Raw genomic sequence first — 21322 nt, 5'->3', positions numbered from 1 at the left:
CCCCCCCCCCCGAACCAGCCGCATGTTGTGATCACCAGCGAACACAACAAACCCACCGAACCAAACGACCGTCCCGTAAAACCGCCAAGCAAACACGGCCAGATGCCCATCCGGACAAAACTGCCGGCCAACACGATCAGACGCCCACGTCATCAAAACCACCAAGCAAACACGACCAGCCACCCGCCCCAGCGCACTTCATTCCACTACCAGATGTGACCAGACAGCCCGTCACCTTGTTAATACGAGTAGAGCCCGTGCGGCTCTAAGGAGGACCAATGCAGCTTCGTGAAGGAACAGCCATTTTTGTTCGCGCGAACGGAGACGTACAAGTTGGCATGGGGCCAGCGAGCACAGTACTCACCGGTCTTGAACCCGTCGAGCAGTCCTACTTGCAGAGTTTGAAGTTCCACTCGTCCAACACGGCCACACATGCACGCGCGAAGAAGCGCAACATTTCTGAAGCTCGCATCCACAAGCTTGAAGATTTACTAAAACAGCGTCATTTAACTCAACTTGCCGCAGAGGTGCAGTCAACCAGTGACAGCAAGCGATTAATGCGCCGAGACGGCACTACCAATGCCCTCGGGAAACGCGAGCAGATCCGCGTTGACATAGTGGCGCACAGTTGTGGTGACCCCACGCAGTTTCTCAAAATGAGGACGTATTTGTCTGCCCTCGTGGAGTCGCTTCAAGGCGCGTCCATAAGGCGGCTTGACCTGCGGTATTTTGGCGACGACATGGGCAATTCGTCGCGTACCACGTTGAATCGGACCATTGGCTTGGGCAAACCTTTAGCATCTGAACCGCATTTCATTATCGCGTTGTTCGCGAGGGCATCTTCATACTCACTTATCCGCGAGTGGCAAGACTCGGGGATCCCGCTACTGTCAGTAATTTTTAACGAGGATAACGTTCAGGTTGGCCCGTTTGTTCGCACCGGAGGATCTCCGTGTCTGGAGTGCGTGGACCGCAATTTACGCGACATGGATGAAGAGTGGCCAGCGCTGCAGATTCAGTGCCGCCATCAACCATTTCCGAGCCTCTCCTCTGACCTGATCTTGGCTTCCGCAATGATGACTGCGCGCCTGGTTGCGAATGAGATTGATGGGTTTGGACTACCCCCTGGTGAGGTTCGGTTCATTGACGAGAACTTCGTTGTGAACCGCTTTAATTGGCCGATTCACCACGAGTGCTCCTGCACGGGACTACCCGCAAGTGTGAAGGTTCCTGTAAGCAAGAAATCCGCTCAAAACTAAAGGACAGCACACCACTGAACACAAACCGTGCCGAGAGTTGCCATCAAGTGCGTAAATTAAGCTCCTCCACTACCTAGCCCCATCTCAAGCAACGAGCCGCGCAGTAATCTGATGATCACTCTCCCGCATTGTCTCGGATGATTCTCAAAACGTCGGCGCCGTACTTTTCACTCTTAGTGGCCCCGATGCCGGGGATTGTGCGCAGTTGTATTAGAGTTTCGGGCTTCACGTCGGCTATTGCCATAAGCGTACGGTCGGTAAATATCGTGTAGGCCGGTTTCGAGATTTCACGCGATAGCTCTAGTCGCCATTGCCTGAGCGTTTCGAACAGACGCTTTACATCTTCGGACGCGTCCGCAAGCTCATCTTTCAGTTTGGGAGCAACGCGTCTAGGTTTGATTGGCTTGATTTCTTCCACTGGCCAAATTGAGTCTAAGAACCGAGAGTTTTCGCGCGTCTTGCTTCTACCCACTCCGCGAGATTTGGCATAGGAGATCACGAGGTGCGTTTTCGCTCTCGTAACACCCACGTAGAGCAGGCGTCTTTCTTCCTCGATCGACTCTGGTGTTTTTGCAAGCGAGATGGGCAGTAACCCCTCGGATGCGCCGGCGAGGAAAACGGCCTCCCATTCCAGACCTTTCGCTGCATGTAGCGATGAGAGAGTCACGCCTGAAATGGTGGGCGCAAGTTGGGCTTCGGCTCTTTCGTTGAGTTCTTGTACGAATTCAGCCAACGGCAAATTTTCGCGTTCAATGGCTAGATTGACGAGGGCGTCCAGGCTCTCCCATTTTTCTCGAACCGCGCCTTGCCCCGATGGCGGTTTGACCGTCCATCCAAGCCCGGAGGCAACATTTTTTACTGCTTCTAAGGTGTTTTTTTCAAGGCCGAGGCCACTGGCGTCCACCTGCTCGGGTTTAGCAAGCACCTCAAGGTTTTTAGACTCTTTCTCCTCCCCCGGATTCACGCTACTAGCCGGCAGTTTTATGCGAACCAGTTGGCGCAGAATCACCATTGCTCGCCGGATTTCTTCCCGTTCGAAGAATTTTTCTCCCCCGCGAATGATGAACCCTATGCCGGCATCGGCGAGCGCCTGTTCGAACGCTTCGGATTGCGCGTTGGTGCGGTAGAGGATCGCAATGTCTTGTAGCGGGACGCCGTCTTCAGTTAGGGATTTGATGTGCGCGGCGATGCCGGCAGCTTCGGACTGGTCGTCGGCATAGGAGGCAAATGATACGGCTGGGCCTGATGGTCGCTGCGATTTAAGGCGGACGGCCCCTTCGGGCATGCCCTTGTCTGAGGTGGCGTTCCTACGCCGGATCCCTGCAGCACCTTCGAGAACTTTGTTCGCGATTGAAACGATTTGCGGTGTGGAGCGGTAGTCCCGGTTTAGTTGTACTCGCCGAGCTCCGGGGTGGTATTTTTCGAAATTCACGAGGTAAGCCGGATCCGCTCCTGCGAAGGAGTAGATTGTTTGGGCAACGTCGCCTACGACGCACACATCGTGTCGGCCTCCGAGCCATTCTTGCAGGAGCGCGAATTGCAGGGCGGAGACGTCTTGGAACTCATCGACAATGAAGTTGCGGTACTGGGATCGCACTGCTCGCGCGATGTCGTCGCGTTCTTGAAGAAGACCGGTTAGCAGAAGGAGGGCATCTTCGAAGTCGATAACGCCCCGTTCATCTTTGGAATCTTCGTACGCCGACAGCAGTGTTGCCATGGTTTCGAGGTCGAGGTCGGCGGGCGCCTCGCGTAGCTGCGTGGTGGCGGCGTCAACGTATGCGTCGGGCCCAACCATGGAGACTTTTGCCCATTCGATTTCGGCTGACATGTCACGGATTGCAGTTTTGTCGATGGAAAGGCCCAAGCGTTTTGCGGCGTTGGCGACAATGGGAGCTTTGTAGTCCATGATGGGCCGCATTGGCCCGCCGATGGCTCGTGGCCAGAAGTAGCGTAGTTGGCGTAGCGCGGCGGAGTGGAAGGTTCTGGCTTGCGCGCCGGGCACGCCAAGATCTCTTAGGCGCGTGCGCATTTCGGCGGCCGCGCGCTGGGTGAAAGTAACTGCGAGTACGGAGCCGGGATCAAACGCGCCTATCGCGGTTCCGTATGCGAGCCGGTAGGTGATGGCGCGGGTTTTACCGGTTCCGGCGCCGGCGAGCACGGATAGCGGCCCGGTAACTTGCATGGCCACTTGACGTTGTTCCGGGTCGAGCGCTTCAAGTAGGGCGTTAGGATTTTGTCCCAATCTGCTTTACCTCCTGTCCTTAACCATTATGCGTTAGGGGACGGACAGCAAATTGCGGGCGCGTTGGTTGTGGATCGAGATGCGCGGCTACTTTTCCTCGCCGGGCAGGGGCTGGCCGTACCACTGGCGGATGATGGCGCGGGCGATAGAGATGGGGCCAGGCACCTCTGCTTCTCCGGCCCGAATAGCATCGGCGTATTCTTCACGCGTATACCAGCGGGCCCAGTCGATTTCCACTCCATCCACAACCGGTTCAAGCCCGGATCCGTCCACAACCCGGGCGCGGTAGCCGAGCATGAGGGACCGGGGGAAAGGCCATGCTTGGGATGCGACGTACTCGATCCGATCTACGTGTAGTCCAACTTCTTCTAGTGTTTCTCGCACAACGGTCTGTTCGGGTGCTTCGCCCATTTCCATAAATCCGGCCACTAAGGAGGCGTACGTTGGCCGCCACCGCGTGTTGTGCGCTACCAGAATGCGATCGTTTTGGTCGTGGATCGCAACGATTATTGACGGGTCGGTGCGCGGGTATTCGATGCGCGCGCAGCCCAGACATTTGCGTTCCCACCCTGCGGCTGTGTAGGTTGTGCGTTCGCCGCAGCGCGCACAGAATGCCCCATTGTCGTGCCAATTTGCCAGTCCGGAGCAAGTTGCCAGCAGTTGCACGTCCGTTGGGTCAAGGTGGGTGTTTTGCCGCAGGTCGGCGTATCCGTCGCTGTCGGTGGGGTGTAGTTGAATGCCGAGGAGGGCCGCGCCTCCCTCTTCTCCCAGAAAGAACACTCGTTTGATTTGGTGTGGGTCTATGCGATCGAGGTCGTGCCGAGCACCACCTTGGGAGTTGGGAATGAACCGGCCTCGTTCGCTGATCAGGTAGGTGGAGGTGGTCCCAACTTGGAGGCCGCAGTGCTGCGCGATGGCGTCGTACATTGTTTTGGCGGGGATTTCGCGTTTGGCAACTCCTCGCGGGTCAATGAAAGGGCGCGCATAGGTGCACGGGTCCCAGTTGCCTTGTGAAAGCGGTAGTGGCATGTTCATGTTTCCACGCTATTACGCGGTACGGTTGAAGCATGAGTGATTCGAAGAATGTTTCAACTGTTAGGCATGATGGGCGCACTCTCGACGAGCTTCGGCCGGTGAAGGTGCAGCGTGGCTGGATCGATAATGCGGAGGGTTCTTGCCTGATCGAGTTTGGTAATACTCGTGTGCTTTGCGTGGCGTCTTTAACTGAGGGCGTGCCGCGTTGGCGCACGGGTAGTGGCGAGGGATGGGTGACGGCTGAGTATGCGATGTTGCCGCGTGCAACCTCGTCGCGTTCGCAGCGCGAGTCGGTGCGTGGCAAGATTGGGGGGCGCACACACGAGATTTCGCGTCTTATTGGCCGCAGTGTGCGCGCGGTGGTGAACACGGCGGCTCTGGGTGAGAACACGATTGTGCTCGACTGTGACGTCTTGCAGGCCGATGGGGGGACGCGTACTGCCTCGATTACGGGCGCTTTTGTGGCGCTTTCCGACGCGATTACGTGGGGGCAAAAGCAGGGCCTAATCGCCCCGGATAAGGCAAATCGTAAGGTGTTGTCAGATTCGGTTTCGGCTATTTCGGTGGGCATTATCGATGGTGTGCCGATGTTGGATTTGCCGTATGAGGAGGACGTGCGCGCTGACACGGATATGAACGTGGTGATGACCGGGTCGGGTAAGTTCATTGAGGTGCAGGGCACGGCTGAGCACGCGCCGTTTGACCGAGGCGAGCTTGACCAGCTGCTTGGTTTGGCGCAGGTCGGCTGCGAGCAGCTACGGCAGATCCAGTTGACTGCGCTAGCCCAGAAACTGTAGCCATTCAACGAAGACTGTAGACACCAAAAAGAAGCGATGAGCGTCATACAGAAGCCATGTAAGAGTGCGAAGGATCTTTACAGGAGGCAAGACAATGCCTGATTTCAAGCTGGTTTTAGCTACGGGAAACCGGCATAAGGTGGATGAGTTACTCGCTATCCTCGCGCCTTTAATGCCTGCTCTCACGAAGGATCAGATTGCCACGACTAGCGATTTTGATGTGTCCGAGCCGGTTGAAGACGCAACCTCGTTTGAGGGCAATGCTCTCATTAAAGCAAGGGCGTTGGCGCGGGTAACGGGCCTGCCAACAGTGGCTGACGATTCGGGCCTATCCGTGGATATTATGGGGGGCGCACCGGGCATCTTTTCTGCCCGCTGGGCAGGCCACCACGGCGATGATGAGGGAAACCTGAACCTGCTGTTAGGCCAGTTGCACGACGTTCCTGCCCAGCATCGAGGCGCCCAGTTTGTGTGCGCCGCTGCGCTCGTGACGCCGACTGGAAGCGAAACGGTTGAGGTTGGGGTTATGCGTGGCACGCTCCTTGACGAGCCGCGCGGCTACAATGGTTTTGGCTACGATCCGATCTTCGTGCCCGAGGGCATGAGCCAGACCAACGCACAGCTTGCCCCGGAGCAGAAAAATACGATTTCGCATCGGGCTAAGGCTTTCACGGCTCTCGCTCCACGAATTGTCGAGGCGCTCAAAGGCTGAATTACCCAAGCCTCGCCACGCGGGCGCGCCCTATAGCGAGTAGGTGGCTCCCGCGTATGCGGTGGAGATGGCACCGTCCCACTCTTCTCGGGCCTCGGCGATGACGGTCTTTGGGTCGGTCCAGGGCTGGATGTGGGTGAGGACAAGCGATTCCACGCCTGCCTCGCACGCGATTTTCGCAGCTCTCCCACCCGTTAGGTGTATGCCTCGGGCGGTGTCGGCGCGGGTGAATCCAGCTTCCGACAAAAGCAAGCTCACGCCGTTGGCCATTTCCTGGATGCTGTCGCAGGTGTCCGTGTCGCCGGTGTAGGCAAGCTCCACGCGGCTGGAGGAGTCCCCCTCCGAGGGGCCTTCTACGCGGAATCCAAACGCGGGCACCGTGTGATTGGCCGCGTATGGCGTGATGGTGAGGGGCCCGATTTGGAGCGGCTCACGGTCGGCCAGTTGCACGGGCACGAACTCTTGTTCAAACGTCTCGTCAGGCGCGTACCCGTCGATGCCGCGCACCCGGCCCATCAGCCCTTCCGGCCCCGCAAGCAACAGGGGCGGAAGCGGTCCGGTGGGATACCAGCGCCTGTGTACCTGCAACGAAATGACGTCACCCACGTGGTCGGCGTGCAGGTGCGAGAATAGCACCGCATCAAGCTTTCGCGCGTCAATATAGCGCCATAGCGCACCAAATGAGCCGGGCCCAAGATCCATCATCACGTTCCAAGTGCGCGTGCGCCCCGTGTCCAGGTCCACTCCTCGCGCCTGTACCAGGTATGAGGAAGCCGCGGAGTACGGACCTGACATCGAACCGGTGCATCCAACTACGGTTAGCCTCAAGAGTGCACCTCCATGCGCGAAATCTCCCCCACCTGCGGGCCGAGGAAGCGCTTAGCCAAGGGCGCAAATCTGCGCTCATCCCCCGTAACATAAAACTCTGGGACGGGCTCGCCAAGTGCGGGATCGCGTAGCTTATCCTCTTCAACAAGCCGGCGGTAAACATCATGGGCCGCCGATTCTGACGAAGACACGAGTTGCACGTCCTCCCCCATCACGTACGAAATGACGCCTGTCAGTAGCGGGTAGTGCGTGCATCCAAGAACAAGAGTGTCAACGTCAGCCTCTTTAATGGGCTGTAAGTATTCGCGTGCAACTTCGAGCACTTCGTCGCCGGTAGTGATGCCGGCTTCAGCAAATTCAACGAACTTGGGGGCCGCGTGTTGCACGATTTCAAGACCGGGAACGGCCGCGAGCGCATCCAAGTATGCGCCCGAGGTGACCGTGGCTTCGGTGCCAATAATTCCGATCCGCCCGGTTTTAGTTGTGCGAGCGGCGCGGCGGGCCGCAGGCTGGATGACTTCAACGACGGAGATACCGGCGTCAACCTCGTACCTTTCCCGCGCGTCTCGAAGCACGGCAGCCGAGGCCGTATTGCACGCAATTACAAGCATTTTTACGCCGCGCTCTGCCAGACGGTCCATGACATCCATCGCGAGTTCACGCACGTAGGCGATGGGTTTTGTGCCATATGGCGAATGCGCCGTGTCGCCAACATAAAGGATCTGTTCGCCCGGCAGTTTGTCCATGACCGCGCGGGCAACAGTTAAGCCTCCGACGCCGGAGTCAAGTATGCCGATTGGAGCGGAATCCATAGTTCAGAGGTTACTAGCAGTATCGCCCTCTTGGACCGCCTGAAGTAGTGAATCTTGCCACCAAGACACGAGCACGAATACGAGGCCAACGAGGTCCTCCGCACTGATCTGGCGTGGTTGTGCGGTGTCGCGAGTGAGGAGTGCTGCGACGCGCTCATACCAGTATTCTGTGTCGTCTAGCTTGTTCACCTCGAGGCGCCCAGCGAGGACGAGGCGCAGATCATTGAGGCCGGACAGCCACTGCCACACGTCCTCGCGCTCGATGGTGAACGTGCGGGATTCGCTGGTGGCAAGCTCAGCGAGTTTATGGCCGATTACTTGGAGGCGCTCGGTTTTGAGTGTGCGCAGGGCGTCCTCGGTGAGGGCACGCAGGCTACTGGCTTCTTCGGGATCACTGCTCATCGAGGGCAGGAGGATCTTCAGCGTAGGGTCGTCGGGCTCGTCGCGCTCATCCTCAGATAGGAGGGCGGACAGTAATGGCTCTTGTGTGGGCGCATCGAGGATGACAATGGTTTCGCCTAGCAGGGTTTGCATCAAGACAGCTACGTCCTCATCAATGGTTGTTTCGTAGCCGTCTGGCGTGGCGGTGAATTCGCTAAGCAGCATCTGGCGCCGGCTCAATAGTGGCTTTTAGGCCATAGGAATGCATGGCGTAAACGTCGGCTTCCATGCGCTCGCGAAGGCCGGTTGAAACTGTGGCTCTCCCATTTTCATGAACCTGGAGCATGAGGGAGCGGGCCCGGCTTTCACCGTAGCCGAAATGGCGGCGAAACACGCCAACAACGTACGCCTGCGTATTGATGGGGTCATCCCACACCACGGTGCACCACTGGGCGTGGTTTTCGCGCGCAGGAGCAGTATCAACCCTGGCGCGGGTGGTGGTTGTGGGGGTTGCACTCATGTTTTCAGCCTAAGAGATTAAGGCGTGCAAAGTGTCGGTTTGGGGATAAACTCAACTTATGCCTGCTTCAACATCTACAGCACTGCTAACCGATATGTACGAGCTCACCATGCTGGACGCCGCTTTGAAAGCGGGAACAGCGGAGCGCAAGTCAGTATTTGAACTCTTTGGGCGGCGCCTTCCTGCAACGCGCAGATTCGGCGTGGTTGCCGGTACGGGCCGCATTTTGGAAGCATTGGAGCGTTTCACGTTCTCTGCGGATCAGATCGACTATCTGTATAAAAACAAGATCGTGTCTGACGTGGCGCTGGACTATTTGAAGGATTTTCGCTTTTCGGGCGACATTTTTGGGTATGCCGAGGGCGAGGTTTACTTTGAGGGCTCTCCCCTGCTGACCGTTGAGGGCACGTTTGCTGAGGCCGTCCTGCTCGAAACGCTTGCCCTATCAATCTTGAACCACGACTGTGCGGTTGCCTCTGCGGCCTCGCGGATGACGATCGCGGCACACGGTCGCCCGTGCGTGGACTTCGGGGCGCGCAGAACGCACGAGCGCGCCGCTGTTTCTGCTGCCCGCGCCGCTGTTATCGCGGGGTTTGTGGGCACTTCTGACCTGGAGGCCGGCATCCGCTACGGCATCCCCACCGTCGGCACGTCTGCGCACTCGTTCACGCTTTTGCATGATTCAGAGGAAGACGCGTTCCGTTTCCAGATTCAAAGCCTTGGCCCTTCGACCACGCTCCTCGTGGACACTTACGACATTTTTGAGGCGGTGGAGCGGGGTGTGAAGCTCGCTCGTGAGATGGGCGGTGAGCTTGGCGCAGTCCGCTTGGATTCGGGCGATCTTGTGGCCCTGGCATTTAAGGTTCGCGGACTGCTCGATTCGCTGGATGCGAAGTCCACAAAGATCACGGTGACGAATGACCTGGATGAGTACGCTATTGCTGCCCTCGGCGCCGCTCCGGTGGATTCGTACGGAGTGGGCACGAAGATGGTGACGGGTTCAGGCGTTCCCACCGCTGCCCTCGTTTACAAGCTGGTTGCGCGTGAGGACGAGGCCGGCAACATGGTTAAGGTTGGTAAGAAGTCCGCGTCGAAGTCCACGGTTGGGGGTCGTAAGATCGCGGGCCGGATCAGAGACGAAGAGGGTTACGCTTCCGAAGAGCTCATCGTTGCCGGCGGCACCGTCGAGGAAGCACACAAGATTTTGGAGGCCGAGGGGGCGCGCCCACTGCAGATCCCACTGGTTACGGACGGGCAGATCCGTTCGGAGCTGTGGGGGCCGGGCGCCCTGGAGGCTGCGGCCGAACGCCACCGCCAGTCGCGCAACGAGCTTCCTTACGCCGCATGGCGATTGTCTGCCGGCGAGCCGGCCATCCCCACCAGGATGGTGCAACTCGACAACTAGCTCCCGTTTGGAAGATTTGGTAGCGGTCGCCTTTGGCGGCCGCTACCCGTTTATGATGAAACCGCCCGGGTGGGCGGTTTCATGTCAGAACTGAAGTGGCTGGGTTACTCGTTGCCGTCGGAGTAGGGCCAGTTAGGGCCGTGCGCTCCCATTTCGTCACGCAGGGCTTTACAGCGCGGGCAGACGGGAAACTTGGACGGGTCTGACATGGGGATCCAGACTTTGCCGCACAATGCGATGACCGGCTGGCCGGTGATCAGAGATTTGGTTACGCGGTCGCGGCGCACGTAGTGGGCGAAGCGGTCGCCGTCGCCGGGAGAGCGTTGCTCTTTCGTCTCCGTTCGCTCCAGCACCGATGTGTTGGTTGAGCGAGAGGGCGCGCTTGGCGCCTGCGGCTGGTCTGGCGCATCCAAATTGAAGCTGAACATGCCTCTAGTTTAGGTAGTTTCCAACCGCTGATCCACCGCCCCTCGCCCCACACAACGATTCAGACCCAAACTGCCGTAACGGTATTCAGACCCGAAGCGGCAGAAAACGGCAGCCAAACCGGCACTTTCCCCTCACGGTTGCGGTTTTAGAGGACGGATTAAACGGTATTCCGACCCCAACTGCCCCAAACAGGATCCCAAACCGGCACTTCCCCTCACGCTACTTAAACACCCCGGTGGGTGGCACCAGGAACTCGCTTTTCCAGGCTCCACAGCCCTAGAGCGCGTGGACATGCGAAAGGGGGCATGCAGACCACCGCCTGCACGCCCCCATCGAGCTAGCCTAGAAGTTTGCTGAGTAGTAGTTTTCCCAGTCTTCGCGGTAGTTGGGAGAAAGTTCGAGCTCGGAGGCTGCGTCCTCGTCTACAAGTACATAAACGAAGGGGTGTAGCTGGAGCACGGATGCCGGCCAGCGAGACGAAATGCCGCCCTCAATCATTTCACGAATTGCACGCGCTTTGCCCTTTCCTTGCGCGAAAAGGATGATCTTGCGTGCTTCGAGGATGGTACCAAGGCCCTGCGTCATGGCGCTGGTGGGAACCTGGTCAATGTCATCGTCGAAGAAACGAGCGTTATCGCGGCGCGTTTGGTCGTGTAGGTACACAACGTGGGTGCGAGATGCGAGCGAGTCGCCCGGCTCGTTGAACGCGATGTGACCGTCTGAACCAATGCCGAGAACCTGGAAGTCAACTCCCCCGGCTTCCCGGATGGAAGCGTCGTACTCGGCGGCTGCAACGTTGAGGTCAGCAGCAAGAGCATTCGGCGTGTTCACCGCCCCCTCGGCGAAATCAACCTGGTCAACAAATTCGCGGTGAATGAAGTTCACATAGCTTTCCGGGTGTCCAGCTTCGAGACCAATGTACTCGTCGAGAGTGAATGCTCGGCACTGGGCGAAGCTGAGATTACCGGCTTGGTGTCGCTTAATCAGTTCCTTGTACAGCGGTAGCGGGCTAGAGCCCGTGGCCAGACCAATTACAGAATCAGGCTTGTCTTTTAGTGCCGATTCGAGAATATCGGCGCCGACTTTACCAATAGCTTCGTTGTTTGGAAGAATAGCAATCTTCATTCGGTTTCCTTAACTAGATTGGTTAGCGTAGCCCAGCTACGCGTTTAAGTATATGCACCCTCACTTGGGTCGATTAAGTAGAAAGAAGAAAAGTGGCGAGGTTATCCTCGCCACTTTGTTTAGTTTGCTTCACGCGCCGCTTACTTCTGGACGGCCTTCTTGAGGGTAGAGCCAGCGGAGATCTTCACACCGAAGCCAGCAGGAATCTGGATCTGCTCGCCGGTCTGCGGGTTACGGCCGGTACGGGCAGCGCGCTCAACACGCTCGACGGAGAAGAGGCCGGTTACCTTGACGGGCTCGCCAGCGGAAAGGGACTCAATTAGGACTTCCTGGAATGCGGCTAGAGCGGCGTCGGACTGAACCTTGGTGAGGTTAGCCTTCTCGGCGATCTTTGCAACAAGCTGAGTGCGGTTTACGGACATGTTGGAACCTTCCGGTAGAAAACCAATATGAACAGTTACGAGCGGTTTTCGCTCTAACACCCACACACTAAGGCTTTAAGGGCGTGTTGTCAGCTTGAAACAGCGAGTTTTGAACGTTTTCGGGTAATTTCCCACATTTTTAAGCGGCATTTTTACGCGCGCTGAAAATCGTGTTAGGATCACAAGTTTTTCGCTTGTTCGTAGGCTTCTCGGACGCGCTTTGACATCTTGAGCATGGTTTTCATTTGGCTGCTGTTTCTAGCTGTGTCGGCTGGTCGTTGTTGTTCTAAATTGTTTGTCCTACCCATGTTTTAGAGTTGAAGGGCAAGCATAGAAAGGATGATGATGCGTACACCTTCTGCGTTGGATCGCGTAACGGACGATTTTGTAGCAAGTCTCATTGGTTTTGTTCCGGAAGTGGCGATCGGCATGGGGGTACCGTTCGCGGGAAGGACGATTTCAGACTTTTCCCCCGAAGGTGCTTCTGAGCTTGCGCAGCTTTATAGGCGCACGCTTCAGCATGGTTCAACCGTGAGAGACGAGGACGAGGTTGATTCGGTTACTCGTAAGGCTTTGACCTGGGATTTGGGTAATCAGTTGGAACTGTTCGAGGCTGGTTTGACAGTTGGCGAGCTGAATAACATTGATTCGCCAGTGCAGGCGATCCGTGACCCGTTCACGCTGATGCCGATGGAAACCGCTGAACATTGGGCGGACTTGGTGCGCCGCGTGCAGGAAGTTCCAGAGGCGTTCGACTCGTACAAGCGCGGCCTCGAATGGTCTATCAAAGCTGGGCGCATCCCCACGAGGACGCAGGTTGAGTTCGTGCTCGGCGATTTGACGGCTCAAGGCGGGGCGCAGGATCCGTACGGCAGGTTATTGAAAGAGTTTAATGATTCAACCGTGGGCAGGTATACAGCATTACACAAACAGCTTGAAGAGGCGGCACGCGGCGCGCAGGCAGCGACAAGAGACTTCACGGCCTGGCTTAAGCAGAATGTGGCACCGATTGCGATCAATCGGGATGCGGTTGGGCGTGACGAGTACATTCTGAAGTCGGCTCACTTCTTGGGTAAGAAGATCGATCCGGAAGAAACTTATGCGTGGGCGCTTGAAGAGCTGCGCAATATTCATGCGCAACAAGAAGCGATCGTCACTGAGTTGTATGGCCCTTCGGTCACGGTAGGTGAAGCTTTCGAGAGGTTGAATAACGACCCGGCGCACCAGGTTCACGGCGTGGACGCGCTTCAGCGCTGGATGCAGGAGACGTCGGACGAGGCCGTTGAGTACCTGTCGGGCCGTCATTTCACGGTAACGGATCAGATGCGCAGACTAGCAGCGAAGATTTCGCCAGCTGGCGATGGAGGTATTTTCTACACTCAGCCAACAGATGATTTTTCGCGGCCGGGAACGATGTGGTGGGCCGTACCTCCAGGCGTGGAGGTTTTCCACACTTGGCAGGAGAAAACTACGGTCTACCATGAGGGTATGCCTGGCCATCACATGCAGCTGGGCCGCGCAGTGTCTTTGAAAGACACGCTGAACACGTGGCGTCGCCAGTTGTGCTGGTTCTCCGGTTACGGTGAGGGTTGGGCGCTGTATGCCGAACAGTTAATGGACGAGCTCGGATTCTTGGAGCACCCTGCTGAGCGGCTCGGCATGTTGGATGCGCAAAGGTTACGCGCCGCGCGCGTCCTGGTAGATATCGGCGTTCACCTCGGTCTTAAGAAACCAACGAGTGCTTACCTGTCTTCGATCGGCATTTCCGATAGGGCGTACAAGGGCGCCCTTAACACCTCTCCGTACCTTAACCTCGGTAAGACCGACGTCGCCGAGGGGGTTTGGGATCGCAATGATCTTTGGGCATTCATGAGCCTGAATGTGGCTATGGATCCGAAGTTCCTCGAGTTTGAAACTACTCGCTATCTTGGTTGGGCGGGACAAGCCTCGTCCTACAAAGTGGGCCAACGCGTTTGGCAAGATCTGCGCAGCAAGTGGCTGTCCGCGCATTCCGCCGGCACGCTTCAAGCAAGCAACCACGGCACGAAGTTGCGCGAGTTCCACGACACCGCGCTGGCGCTCGGCGGTCTTCCACTGGCCGTCCTCGAGGACGTGATGAGCTGTGAGTGATACCCCGGGTTTCTCTCCCGCTGAGCACGCGAATACCAGTACCGTTTTGGTGCTTGGCTCAGCTTCACCCGCGCGTGCGAAAACGCTTCGCGCGGCGGGCATAGAGCCGCTGATCCGCGTGTCAAATGCAGACGAGGACGCGGTTCTCGCCCAGTTTGAGAATGCCACCTCCGCCCACCAGGCGGCACAAAAGGTAATGGCCTTAGCGAAGGTGAAGGCCGCGTCGGTAGCCCAGGCGCTTACCGCCACTGAGATCGCCGACTTCTCGCGCCAGCAAGGCATGCCCGCTCCTGCCTCGGCGATCGTGGTTGGGTGCGATTCGATGCTGGAAGTGAACGGCGCACTGGTTGGCAAACCTCATTCACCCGAAGTCGCCGTGAGCCGTATTCGCGAGCTTTCAGGCAACGACGTCGTGTTGCACACCGGTCACGCAATCACACTACTTCGCGTTGAGTACGATTCGGCTACTTCGCCGGGAGGCTCAAACAATGGCCCAACCGGTTTAACGATCCTCGACACGCGGTATGACTCATGCGCCACCACGGTTCATTTCACTGACCTCGATGAAGATGAGATTCGCGCTTATGTAGCTACGGGAGAACCTCTGGAAGTTGCGGGAGCTTTCACCATCGATAGCCTTGGCGGTGCGTTCATTGCGGGAGTTACCGGAGATCCACACTCGGTGGTCGGGATCTCACTGCCTCTGCTTCGCCAGATCACAAAGGAGCTCGGCGTTTTCTGGCCCGGCCTTTGGAACAAGTAGCGCGCTGTCGCAACGCGTGAACAGGGGAGGGTTTAACGCCGGAAATACTGCGTCCCCCCTCCCCCTGTTTGGTTAGATAACCAGCTAATAGTTAGCTGTCTTTGCGCAAACGGTTGCGGAGCGGAATGTAGTCGCGCTCGGTTTCGCCAACGTAAACCTGACGCGGGCGGCCGATGCGTCCCTCCGGGTCGCGAGCCATCTCCCTGTACTGCGCAATCCAGCCGGGTAGTCGGCCCATTGCGAACAGCGGTGTGAACATCTTGGTTGGGAAGCCCAGAGCCGAGTAGATGAGGCCCGTGTAGAAGTCCACGTTCGGGTAGAGCTTGCGCTCAACGAAGTAGTCATCATTCAGAGCCATTTCTTCAAGCTCCAACGCGATGTCCAAAAGTTCGTCCTGCTTGCCCAGGCGCTCCAAAACATCGTGTGCAGCGCCCTTGACGATGGCTGCGCGCGGATCGTAGTTCTTGTACACGCGGTGTCCAAAGCCCATGAGGCGCACGCCCGACGTCTTATCCTTGGCCTTCGCTACGAAGTCCTTAACCGTCATGTCAGAGTCGCGAATCTCTGCGAGCATGCGCAAAACGGCCTCGTTAGCACCACCGTGAAGCGGGCCAGAGAGCGCGCCAACACCAGCAGCAACAGATGCGTACATGTTCGCCTTCGCGGATCCAACCATGCGCACGGTCGAGGTGGAGCAGTTCTGCTCGTGGTCGGCGTGCAGAATCAGTAGCATGTCAAGCGCGCGGACGATGGCCGGGTCAATGTCGTAAGACTGGTATGGCAGGCCAAACGTCATGCGGATGAAGTCTTCAGTGTACGAGCGCTGCGCGTCCGGGTATAGCGGTGGTAGACCGGCGGCGCGCTTGGCAATGGTCGCGATCATGGTCGGCACCTTCGCAAGCAGTAGCACCGACGCCTTGTCCATTGCCTCGTCATCGTCCGGGTTCAGCGTGTGCTGGTAGTAGGTTGCGAGGCCGGCAACGCCAGCCTGCAGGATGGCCATGGGATGCCCGTTGCTGGGGAAGGCGCCGAAGAAGGCCTGGAAGTCCTCGTGTAGCAGGCGGTGGCGCTGCACGCGACGGATGAAAGCTTCGAGGGTCACCGCATCGGGTAGTTCCCCATAAATGAGCAGGTATGCAACTTCCAGGAAGCTGGAGCCTTTTGCGAGTTGCTCAATGGGGTATCCGCGGTAGCGCAGAATACCCGCACCGCCATCGATGTAGGTGATCGCGGATGAGGCGGACGCCGTGTTGGTAAAGCCGGGGTCGTAGGTGGTTACGCCAGTGGTTGCCAGAACTTTGTTGATGCCGAGACCATCCGAGCCGGCGGTGGCCACTACTCGCGGAAGTTCAACTTTGTGTTCGTCAACCGTAAGTAGCCCGCTTGTTTTCTTGGTGTTCTCCACCTTGTCGGCTACTTCTGTCTTTGGGGTCTTGCCCTTTTCAGTTGCCATCTCCGCCTTCCTCCTGAGCTTGCGGAAAACTTTTAGCTTCGCTTCTTTGTCGAAACTGTCGAAATCAGATTATCTCAACATCGAGATTATTTCGCGGCGAAAGACGTTTTTGACTGTGACAAACGTTCCACAGCGGCGTCGATTCGTTCATCGTTACCCGATAGAGAAACTCTTATGAACGCTTCGTTACCTTCCCCATAGAATTCTCCCGGCGCCACAAGGATTCCCAGCTTCGCAAGCCGTTCCACAAGCTCTCGCCCGTCCGCCTCACCGCGTTGGTCGCGAAGCCACAGGTAAAGGCCGGCACGCGATTGCGGATCATTTTCGAGGCCGACGCTCGCAAACGCTTCTTGCAGTTTTGCCCGGCGCTTGGCGTAGATGCCCCGCTGGGTAGATACGTGTGAGAGCTGTCCCATTAAGACAGTTTTCGCATTATCCGTGCTTCGGTAGAGCCCCTCGCGCGGGTTGGTGAAGGCCGACGCGCTATCGTGCAAAGCCACGCTCATTGCGTGCATAACAGGCGAAGATACCATCATTCCTGCATGTTTACGCACGGCTACCGCCGCCTCAACCAGTTTCGGGTCCCCCATCATAATGCCCGCGCGGTATCCGGCCATGTTGGACTGTTTTGACAGCGAATACAACGTCAGCAGGCCACTCGCGTCCTCCTCACACACCGCGTCGGACAGCAAAGAGGGAACTCCCTCGTCAAGCAGGGATTCATCCCAGACGAGGGCGGCGTAGCACTCATCCGACGCCACAATCGCGCCGCGTTGCCTGGCCCACGCAACGATTTGCCGTAACTGCTCCACGTCGAGCACGTGCCCGTTGGGGTTGCCCGGCGAGTTGATCCAAACCATCTGAGCGTCTGGCCACTGCGCGGGGTCCTCATCCACCGCGATGGGCTGGGCACCGGCCAGGCGCACCCCGATGTCGTAGGTCGGGTATGCGCACCTCGGGATCAACACACGGTCTCCCGGCCTCACCCCCAGAATAAAGGGAAGCCACGCAACCATTTCTTTTGATCCGATGGTGGGAATCGCCGCCGCTCCCTCGTCAAGGGCGGAGATTCCGCGGGCACGCGCCCAAATCTTGGTAGCTTCAAAAACCTCCGCGGTTCCAACCACCGTGGGGTATCCCGGCGCATTTGCCGCCTCTTTCAAAGCATCTTGGATTATCTGCGGCGTTTCATCTACGGGCGTGCCGATGGACAGATCCACGATTCCATCCGGATGCGCGCTGGCCAGTTTCTTCGCATCAGCCAGCGTGTCCCACGGAAACTGCGGCAGATCAACGCCGCGCGGTAGTGAGCTTTCCATAGCTTGCCCTCTTCTTCCTGTTGTACCTGGTTGCACTCTACCGGCCATTTGCGCTCGCCTCGACATATGCGCAAGAGACCCGAGGGCATTCCCCGTTAGGCTCAAGCGCACAGCCCCGGCCAAGCAAATCCTCACAACTGGAAATGCGACGAGGGCCCGACATAACGCCGGGCCCATCATAAAAAGATCTTGCTAGTCCTGATTTTGTGGAGGTAGCTTCGCAATCACCTCGTGATCGTAATCCACAGCGCCCGTGCGGGCGGCGCCACCGGGCGAACCGAGTTTGTCGAAGAAGTTCACGTTCGCCTCGTAGTATTCAGACCATTCTTCAGGCAGGTCATCTTCGTAAAAGATCGCCTCAACCGGGCAAACTGGCTCGCAAGCACCGCAATCTACGCACTCATCCGGGTGGATATATAGGCTACGCGCGCCTTCATAAATGCAGTCAACTGGGCATTCATCAACACATGCGCGATCTTTTACGTCTACACAAGGTTGCGCGATAACGTAGGTCAAAACGGTCTCCTTAAGTTCTTTTACGCCGAAAATCCGCGGGCTGAAACTCCCGGCCGCTTTTCGTGTCCCATATGGGGTTTATTATCTCACCATGAGCAGTTTTTCGACACCCAAGCCAGGCGCGTCTCCCCCAAACTTGCCGTGGATGCAGTGGCGGGTTGGCCAGCGCGTGGTTGTGCGTTACCGCAAACCCGATGGGCTGTACGATGCCCTCGGCCACCTAACTGAAGTAGCACCAACCCACGTCACAGTGAACACGCGCAAAGGCCTGGTTACCGTTCCAGCAAGCGTCATGGTCACCGGCAAGCGCGTACCCGAATCACCGTTCGGCAACTAGGCGGCTCTGTCCCTTTGCAAGCCCGCTTACCAGACACGTGTCGACTCTCGCGAAATCCGATACCAACCAAACGGGCCCACACAGCCACCAGGCCCATTCCACCATGCGCATAGCATGGCGCCGAACTTGTTCGCGATGCTGGCCTTGTAGCCTCGAATACTTTAAACTACTTGGATTCGCGGCGTGCGCGCGCGGCGATCTTGAAACGATCCTGAGTGGACAGCACGTTCTTACGGATACGAACAGCGCTCGGCGTGACTTCCACACACTCATCCTCGGCGGCGAACTCTAACGATTCTTCAAGCGTGAGCGTGCGCGGCGTGTTCAACCCCTCGTAGGAGTCTGCGGATGCGGCACGCATATTCGTTTGCTTCTTTTCACGCGTAAGATTCACATCCATATCCTCATTGCGCGAGTTTTCGCCCACAACCTGACCCTCGTAAACCTGGCTACCAGGCTGTACGAGGAACGTTCCGCGTTCTTGCAGATTGATCATCGCGTATGGCGTTGCCTGGCCGGCACGATCCGCAACAAGTGAGCCCGTGTTGCGCGAAATGATGGTGCCTTGCCACGGCTCGTAGCCCGCAGCGTAGGAGGAGGCGATGCCGGTACCGCGCGTTTCGGTGAGGAAGCGCGTGCGGAAGCCGATCAGGCCGCGAGCGGGAACCAGAAACTCTAGGCGCACCCAGCCAGACCCGTGGTTGGCAATGCTTTCCATGCGGCCTTTACGGGCGGCCAGCAGCTGCGTGACCTCGCCCATGTATTCTTCGGGCACGTCGATGGTCATGTGTTCCATGGGCTCGCATTTAACTCCATCAATAACGCGCGTGACAACCTGCGGCTTGCCAACGGTTAGTTCAAAGCCCTCGCGGCGCATTTGTTCAACGAGGATAGCGAGGGCAAGCTCGCCGCGCCCCTGCACCTCCCAAGAATCCGGCCTTTCGGTGGGCAGGACGCGCAGCGAAACGTTGCCAACCAGCTCGCGGTCCAGGCGATCTTTCACCTGGCGCGCGGTGACCTTGGTGTTCTTCTCGCGGCCAGCCATCGGCGAGGTGTTCGTACCGATGGTCATGGAAATTGCCGGCTCGTCAACCGTGATCAGCGGTAGCGGACGCGGATCTTCCAAATCCACGAGGCTTTCACCAATCGTGATGTCTGGAATACCGGCAACCGCAACGATGTCACCGGCCTTCGCGGTCTGGGCGGGCACGCGATCCAGGCCCTCGGTGCGAAGCAGTTCCGTGATCTTCACGGACGTGAGGGAGCCGTCAGCGTGCGCCCAGCCCACGTTCTGCCCCTTGTGGAGTTCACCGTTGTGAATGCGCAGGAGGGCAATCCTGCCCAGGAATGGGGAAGCATCCAAGTTAGTGACGTGAGCCTGCAAGGGCGCGCCCTCGTCGTAGGAGGGGCCAGGAATGCGGGAAAGCAGGGTTTCGAACAGCGGCTCCAGGCCAGACGTGGGAACTTCCCCAAGAGCGGGCTGCTCAAGTGAGGATTTACCAAGCTTGGCTGACGCGTAAAGCACGGGAACTTCCAGCAGGCCATCCACGTCAACCTCGCGCCCCTCATTTTGCAGGTCTTCCGCGATGGATAGCAGCAAGTCCATGGTCTCTTCCACGACCTCCGCAATACGCTGATCCGGGCGGTCAACCTTGTTCACCACCACAACAACCGGTAGCTGCGATTCCAGCGCCTTACGGAGCACAAAACGCGTCTGCGGGAGCGGGCCTTCTGCCGCGTCCACCAAAAGGAGCACGCCATCAACCATGGAGAGCGCACGCTCAACCTCGCCTCCAAAATCTGCGTGTCCAGGCGTATCAATCACGTTAATCGTGATGCCTTCAGGCAGGCCTAGCTTTTGCGCGGCAGGGCCCCGATAGTGCACCGCCGTGTTCTTGGCGAGGATCGTAATGCCCTTTTCCCGCTCAAGATCACCAGAATCCATAACGCGCTCACCACGCGACTCTACGGTGTCATGATCAGAGAAGGCTCCGGATTGCCACAGCATTGCATCCACGAGAGTCGTCTTACCGTGATCCACGTGGGCAACGATCGCGACGTTGCGAATATCTTCGCGAATAGTCATTTTGCCTCCAGGTCTCCTCTTCTAAGCGTGCGCGCCGGCGTGGTTTCGCCAAAAGGTGCGCTCTACTACCTTATGCCCCGAACCTTTCGATCACGCACTTCGGGTTCTGCGAAGTTCGCCACTACCCGATTCCGCACCGCCCTCTAAAATGGGAGCATGCATCCAACTATCCGGGTCGCGTCTGCCCCAGCACGCTACGGAACGTACTTTTTTGCCGTGTTGGCGGTAGCCGTTTCGATTGTGACCATTACGCGTGATGGCGTATCCGTCGCTGTTGCAGCCTTGCCGTATGTTTGGCTCGTATTTTGGGCGGTTTTCATGCTGTGGTGGATGCCGCGCCTCACCATTGCGCCAGACAAGATCACGGTGCGTAACATGATTTTCTCGTGGATCGTTCCGTGGGAGAGGTACACGGGCGCGCGTTTGAACCTCGGCCTCATCTTAGAGACGCGCGACGTTGATATCCGCGCATCCGCCGCTCGTCCTCGCACCGGCATTCGAAATATGAAAGCGCAGTATGGCCCCTTGCAGCTTCCTCACATTGACGAGGAGGTGCCGAGCCAACTTCTTGACTTAGATTCATCTCAAACCGCCGAGTTGCTCCGCATGTACTATGAGCGACACCTCGAGGCGGGGCTAACAGACACCACTGCGAAGGTCGAGCGGAAGCTTAACACCGCTCCCCTGCTGGCTCTGCTCGTGCTACTTCTGGCCACCTTCATTCCCCGGTTCTAACCGGGATCCGATTTCG

At 57.8% G+C, this 21322-nt stretch carries 21 protein-coding genes; 8 read left to right on the top strand and 13 right to left on the bottom strand.

All coding sequences use genetic code 11. The features are described from left to right. The first annotated feature begins 278 nt into the window (after positions 1-278). Positions 279-1259, top strand: a complete 981-nt coding sequence (locus HMPREF9238_RS07665; protein WP_016444891.1) for a hypothetical protein — start codon at positions 279-281, stop codon at positions 1257-1259. Between the two features lie 115 nt (positions 1260-1374). Here the strand turns inward: HMPREF9238_RS07665 and HMPREF9238_RS07660 are convergent, their stop codons facing one another. Both HMPREF9238_RS07660 and nudC read right to left on the bottom strand, forming a co-directional pair. Next, complete coding sequence (locus HMPREF9238_RS07660) at positions 1375-3501, bottom strand: ATP-dependent DNA helicase UvrD2 (protein ID WP_016444890.1); 2127 nt, start codon at positions 3499-3501, stop codon at positions 1375-1377. Between the two features lie 87 nt (positions 3502-3588). Then, on the bottom strand, positions 3589-4536 hold the full coding sequence (gene nudC / locus HMPREF9238_RS07655) for an NAD(+) diphosphatase (RefSeq protein ID WP_051109832.1): 948 nt from the start codon (positions 4534-4536) through the stop codon (positions 3589-3591). A 32-nt stretch (positions 4537-4568) separates the two neighbouring features. Here nudC and rph point away from each other — a divergent pair, with 32 nt between their 5' ends. Further along, complete coding sequence (gene rph / locus HMPREF9238_RS07650) at positions 4569-5333, top strand: ribonuclease PH (RefSeq protein ID WP_016444888.1); 765 nt, start codon at positions 4569-4571, stop codon at positions 5331-5333. 94 nt (positions 5334-5427) lie between these two features. Then, complete coding sequence (gene rdgB, locus HMPREF9238_RS07645) at positions 5428-6045, top strand: RdgB/HAM1 family non-canonical purine NTP pyrophosphatase (RefSeq protein ID WP_016444887.1); 618 nt, start codon at positions 5428-5430, stop codon at positions 6043-6045. Between the two features lie 30 nt (positions 6046-6075). On the opposite strand, the gene HMPREF9238_RS07640 is transcribed toward rdgB, so the two are convergent. The 4 genes from HMPREF9238_RS07640 to clpS are packed head-to-tail and all read right to left on the bottom strand — an operon-like array spanning position 6076 to position 8586. After that, positions 6076-6873 (bottom strand): MBL fold metallo-hydrolase, encoded by a 798-nt coding sequence (locus HMPREF9238_RS07640; protein WP_016444886.1) that lies wholly within the window; start codon positions 6871-6873, stop codon positions 6076-6078. Beyond that, positions 6870-7685, bottom strand: a complete 816-nt coding sequence (gene murI / locus HMPREF9238_RS07635) for a glutamate racemase (protein ID WP_016444885.1) — start codon at positions 7683-7685, stop codon at positions 6870-6872. The genes HMPREF9238_RS07640 and murI overlap by 4 nt, the downstream gene beginning before the upstream one ends. A 3-nt stretch (positions 7686-7688) precedes the next feature. Next, positions 7689-8306, bottom strand: coding sequence for a DUF2017 family protein (locus HMPREF9238_RS07630; RefSeq protein ID WP_156824464.1), 618 nt, complete (start codon positions 8304-8306; stop codon positions 7689-7691). Further along, positions 8281-8586 carry an ATP-dependent Clp protease adapter ClpS gene (clpS, locus tag HMPREF9238_RS07625; RefSeq protein ID WP_016444883.1) on the bottom strand — a complete coding sequence of 102 codons (306 nt, stop codon included), beginning with the start codon at positions 8584-8586 and terminating at the stop codon, positions 8281-8283. The genes HMPREF9238_RS07630 and clpS overlap by 26 nt, the downstream gene beginning before the upstream one ends. 58 nt (positions 8587-8644) lie before the next feature. On the opposite strand from clpS, the gene HMPREF9238_RS07620 reads away from it, so the two are divergent. Then, positions 8645-9991 carry a nicotinate phosphoribosyltransferase gene (locus tag HMPREF9238_RS07620; protein WP_016444882.1) on the top strand — a complete coding sequence of 449 codons (1347 nt, stop codon included), beginning with the start codon at positions 8645-8647 and terminating at the stop codon, positions 9989-9991. 104 nt (positions 9992-10095) lie between these two features. On the opposite strand, the gene HMPREF9238_RS07615 is transcribed toward HMPREF9238_RS07620, so the two are convergent. From HMPREF9238_RS07615 to HMPREF9238_RS07605, 3 genes are all read right to left on the bottom strand, one after another. Then, positions 10096-10419, bottom strand: a complete 324-nt coding sequence (locus HMPREF9238_RS07615; RefSeq protein ID WP_016444881.1) for a DUF3039 domain-containing protein — start codon at positions 10417-10419, stop codon at positions 10096-10098. A 343-nt stretch (positions 10420-10762) separates the two neighbouring features. After that, positions 10763-11545 carry a glucosamine-6-phosphate deaminase gene (gene nagB, locus HMPREF9238_RS07610; RefSeq protein ID WP_016444880.1) on the bottom strand — a complete coding sequence of 261 codons (783 nt, stop codon included), beginning with the start codon at positions 11543-11545 and terminating at the stop codon, positions 10763-10765. A 140-nt stretch (positions 11546-11685) separates the two neighbouring features. After that, positions 11686-11967 (bottom strand): HU family DNA-binding protein, encoded by a 282-nt coding sequence (locus tag HMPREF9238_RS07605; protein WP_016444879.1) that lies wholly within the window; start codon positions 11965-11967, stop codon positions 11686-11688. A gap of 339 nt (positions 11968-12306) precedes the next feature. Between HMPREF9238_RS07605 and HMPREF9238_RS07600 the strand changes: the two genes are divergently transcribed. Next, positions 12307-14097 carry a DUF885 domain-containing protein gene (locus HMPREF9238_RS07600; protein ID WP_051109831.1) on the top strand — a complete coding sequence of 597 codons (1791 nt, stop codon included), beginning with the start codon at positions 12307-12309 and terminating at the stop codon, positions 14095-14097. Next, positions 14090-14860, top strand: coding sequence for a Maf family protein (locus HMPREF9238_RS07595; protein ID WP_016444877.1), 771 nt, complete (start codon positions 14090-14092; stop codon positions 14858-14860). The genes HMPREF9238_RS07600 and HMPREF9238_RS07595 overlap by 8 nt, the downstream gene beginning before the upstream one ends. Positions 14861-14951: 91 nt before the next feature. Here HMPREF9238_RS07595 and HMPREF9238_RS07590 read toward each other — a convergent pair whose 3' ends face one another. The 3 genes from HMPREF9238_RS07590 to fdxA form a co-directional block, all read right to left on the bottom strand. After that, complete coding sequence (locus HMPREF9238_RS07590) at positions 14952-16313, bottom strand: citrate synthase (RefSeq protein ID WP_016444876.1); 1362 nt, start codon at positions 16311-16313, stop codon at positions 14952-14954. Between the two features lie 86 nt (positions 16314-16399). Beyond that, positions 16400-17632, bottom strand: coding sequence for a succinyldiaminopimelate transaminase (gene dapC, locus HMPREF9238_RS07585; RefSeq protein ID WP_016444875.1), 1233 nt, complete (start codon positions 17630-17632; stop codon positions 16400-16402). Between the two features lie 192 nt (positions 17633-17824). Then, the gene (fdxA, locus tag HMPREF9238_RS07580; protein ID WP_016444874.1) at positions 17825-18148 is read right to left on the bottom strand and encodes a ferredoxin; all 324 of its coding nucleotides are present in this window, start codon (positions 18146-18148) and stop codon (positions 17825-17827) included. Between the two features lie 91 nt (positions 18149-18239). On the opposite strand from fdxA, the gene HMPREF9238_RS07575 reads away from it, so the two are divergent. After that, a complete protein-coding gene (locus HMPREF9238_RS07575) occupies positions 18240-18485 on the top strand; it encodes a putative acetyltransferase (RefSeq protein ID WP_016444873.1) in 246 nt (81 codons plus the stop codon). Between the two features lie 166 nt (positions 18486-18651). Here HMPREF9238_RS07575 and typA read toward each other — a convergent pair whose 3' ends face one another. Continuing rightward, positions 18652-20571, bottom strand: a complete 1920-nt coding sequence (gene typA, locus HMPREF9238_RS07570) for a translational GTPase TypA (RefSeq protein WP_016444872.1) — start codon at positions 20569-20571, stop codon at positions 18652-18654. A 156-nt stretch (positions 20572-20727) separates the two neighbouring features. Between typA and HMPREF9238_RS07565 the strand changes: the two genes are divergently transcribed. Continuing rightward, the gene (locus HMPREF9238_RS07565) at positions 20728-21306 is read left to right on the top strand and encodes a PH domain-containing protein (protein WP_016444871.1); all 579 of its coding nucleotides are present in this window, start codon (positions 20728-20730) and stop codon (positions 21304-21306) included. Positions 21307-21322: the final 16 nt, after the last annotated feature.

The organism is Gleimia europaea ACS-120-V-Col10b, assembly GCF_000411155.1.
In the GTDB taxonomy this organism is placed as follows: domain Bacteria; phylum Actinomycetota; class Actinomycetes; order Actinomycetales; family Actinomycetaceae; genus Gleimia; species Gleimia europaea_B.
The sequence above is the reverse complement of the archived record's forward strand: the minus strand, read 5'-3'. Positions and strand labels throughout refer to the sequence as shown.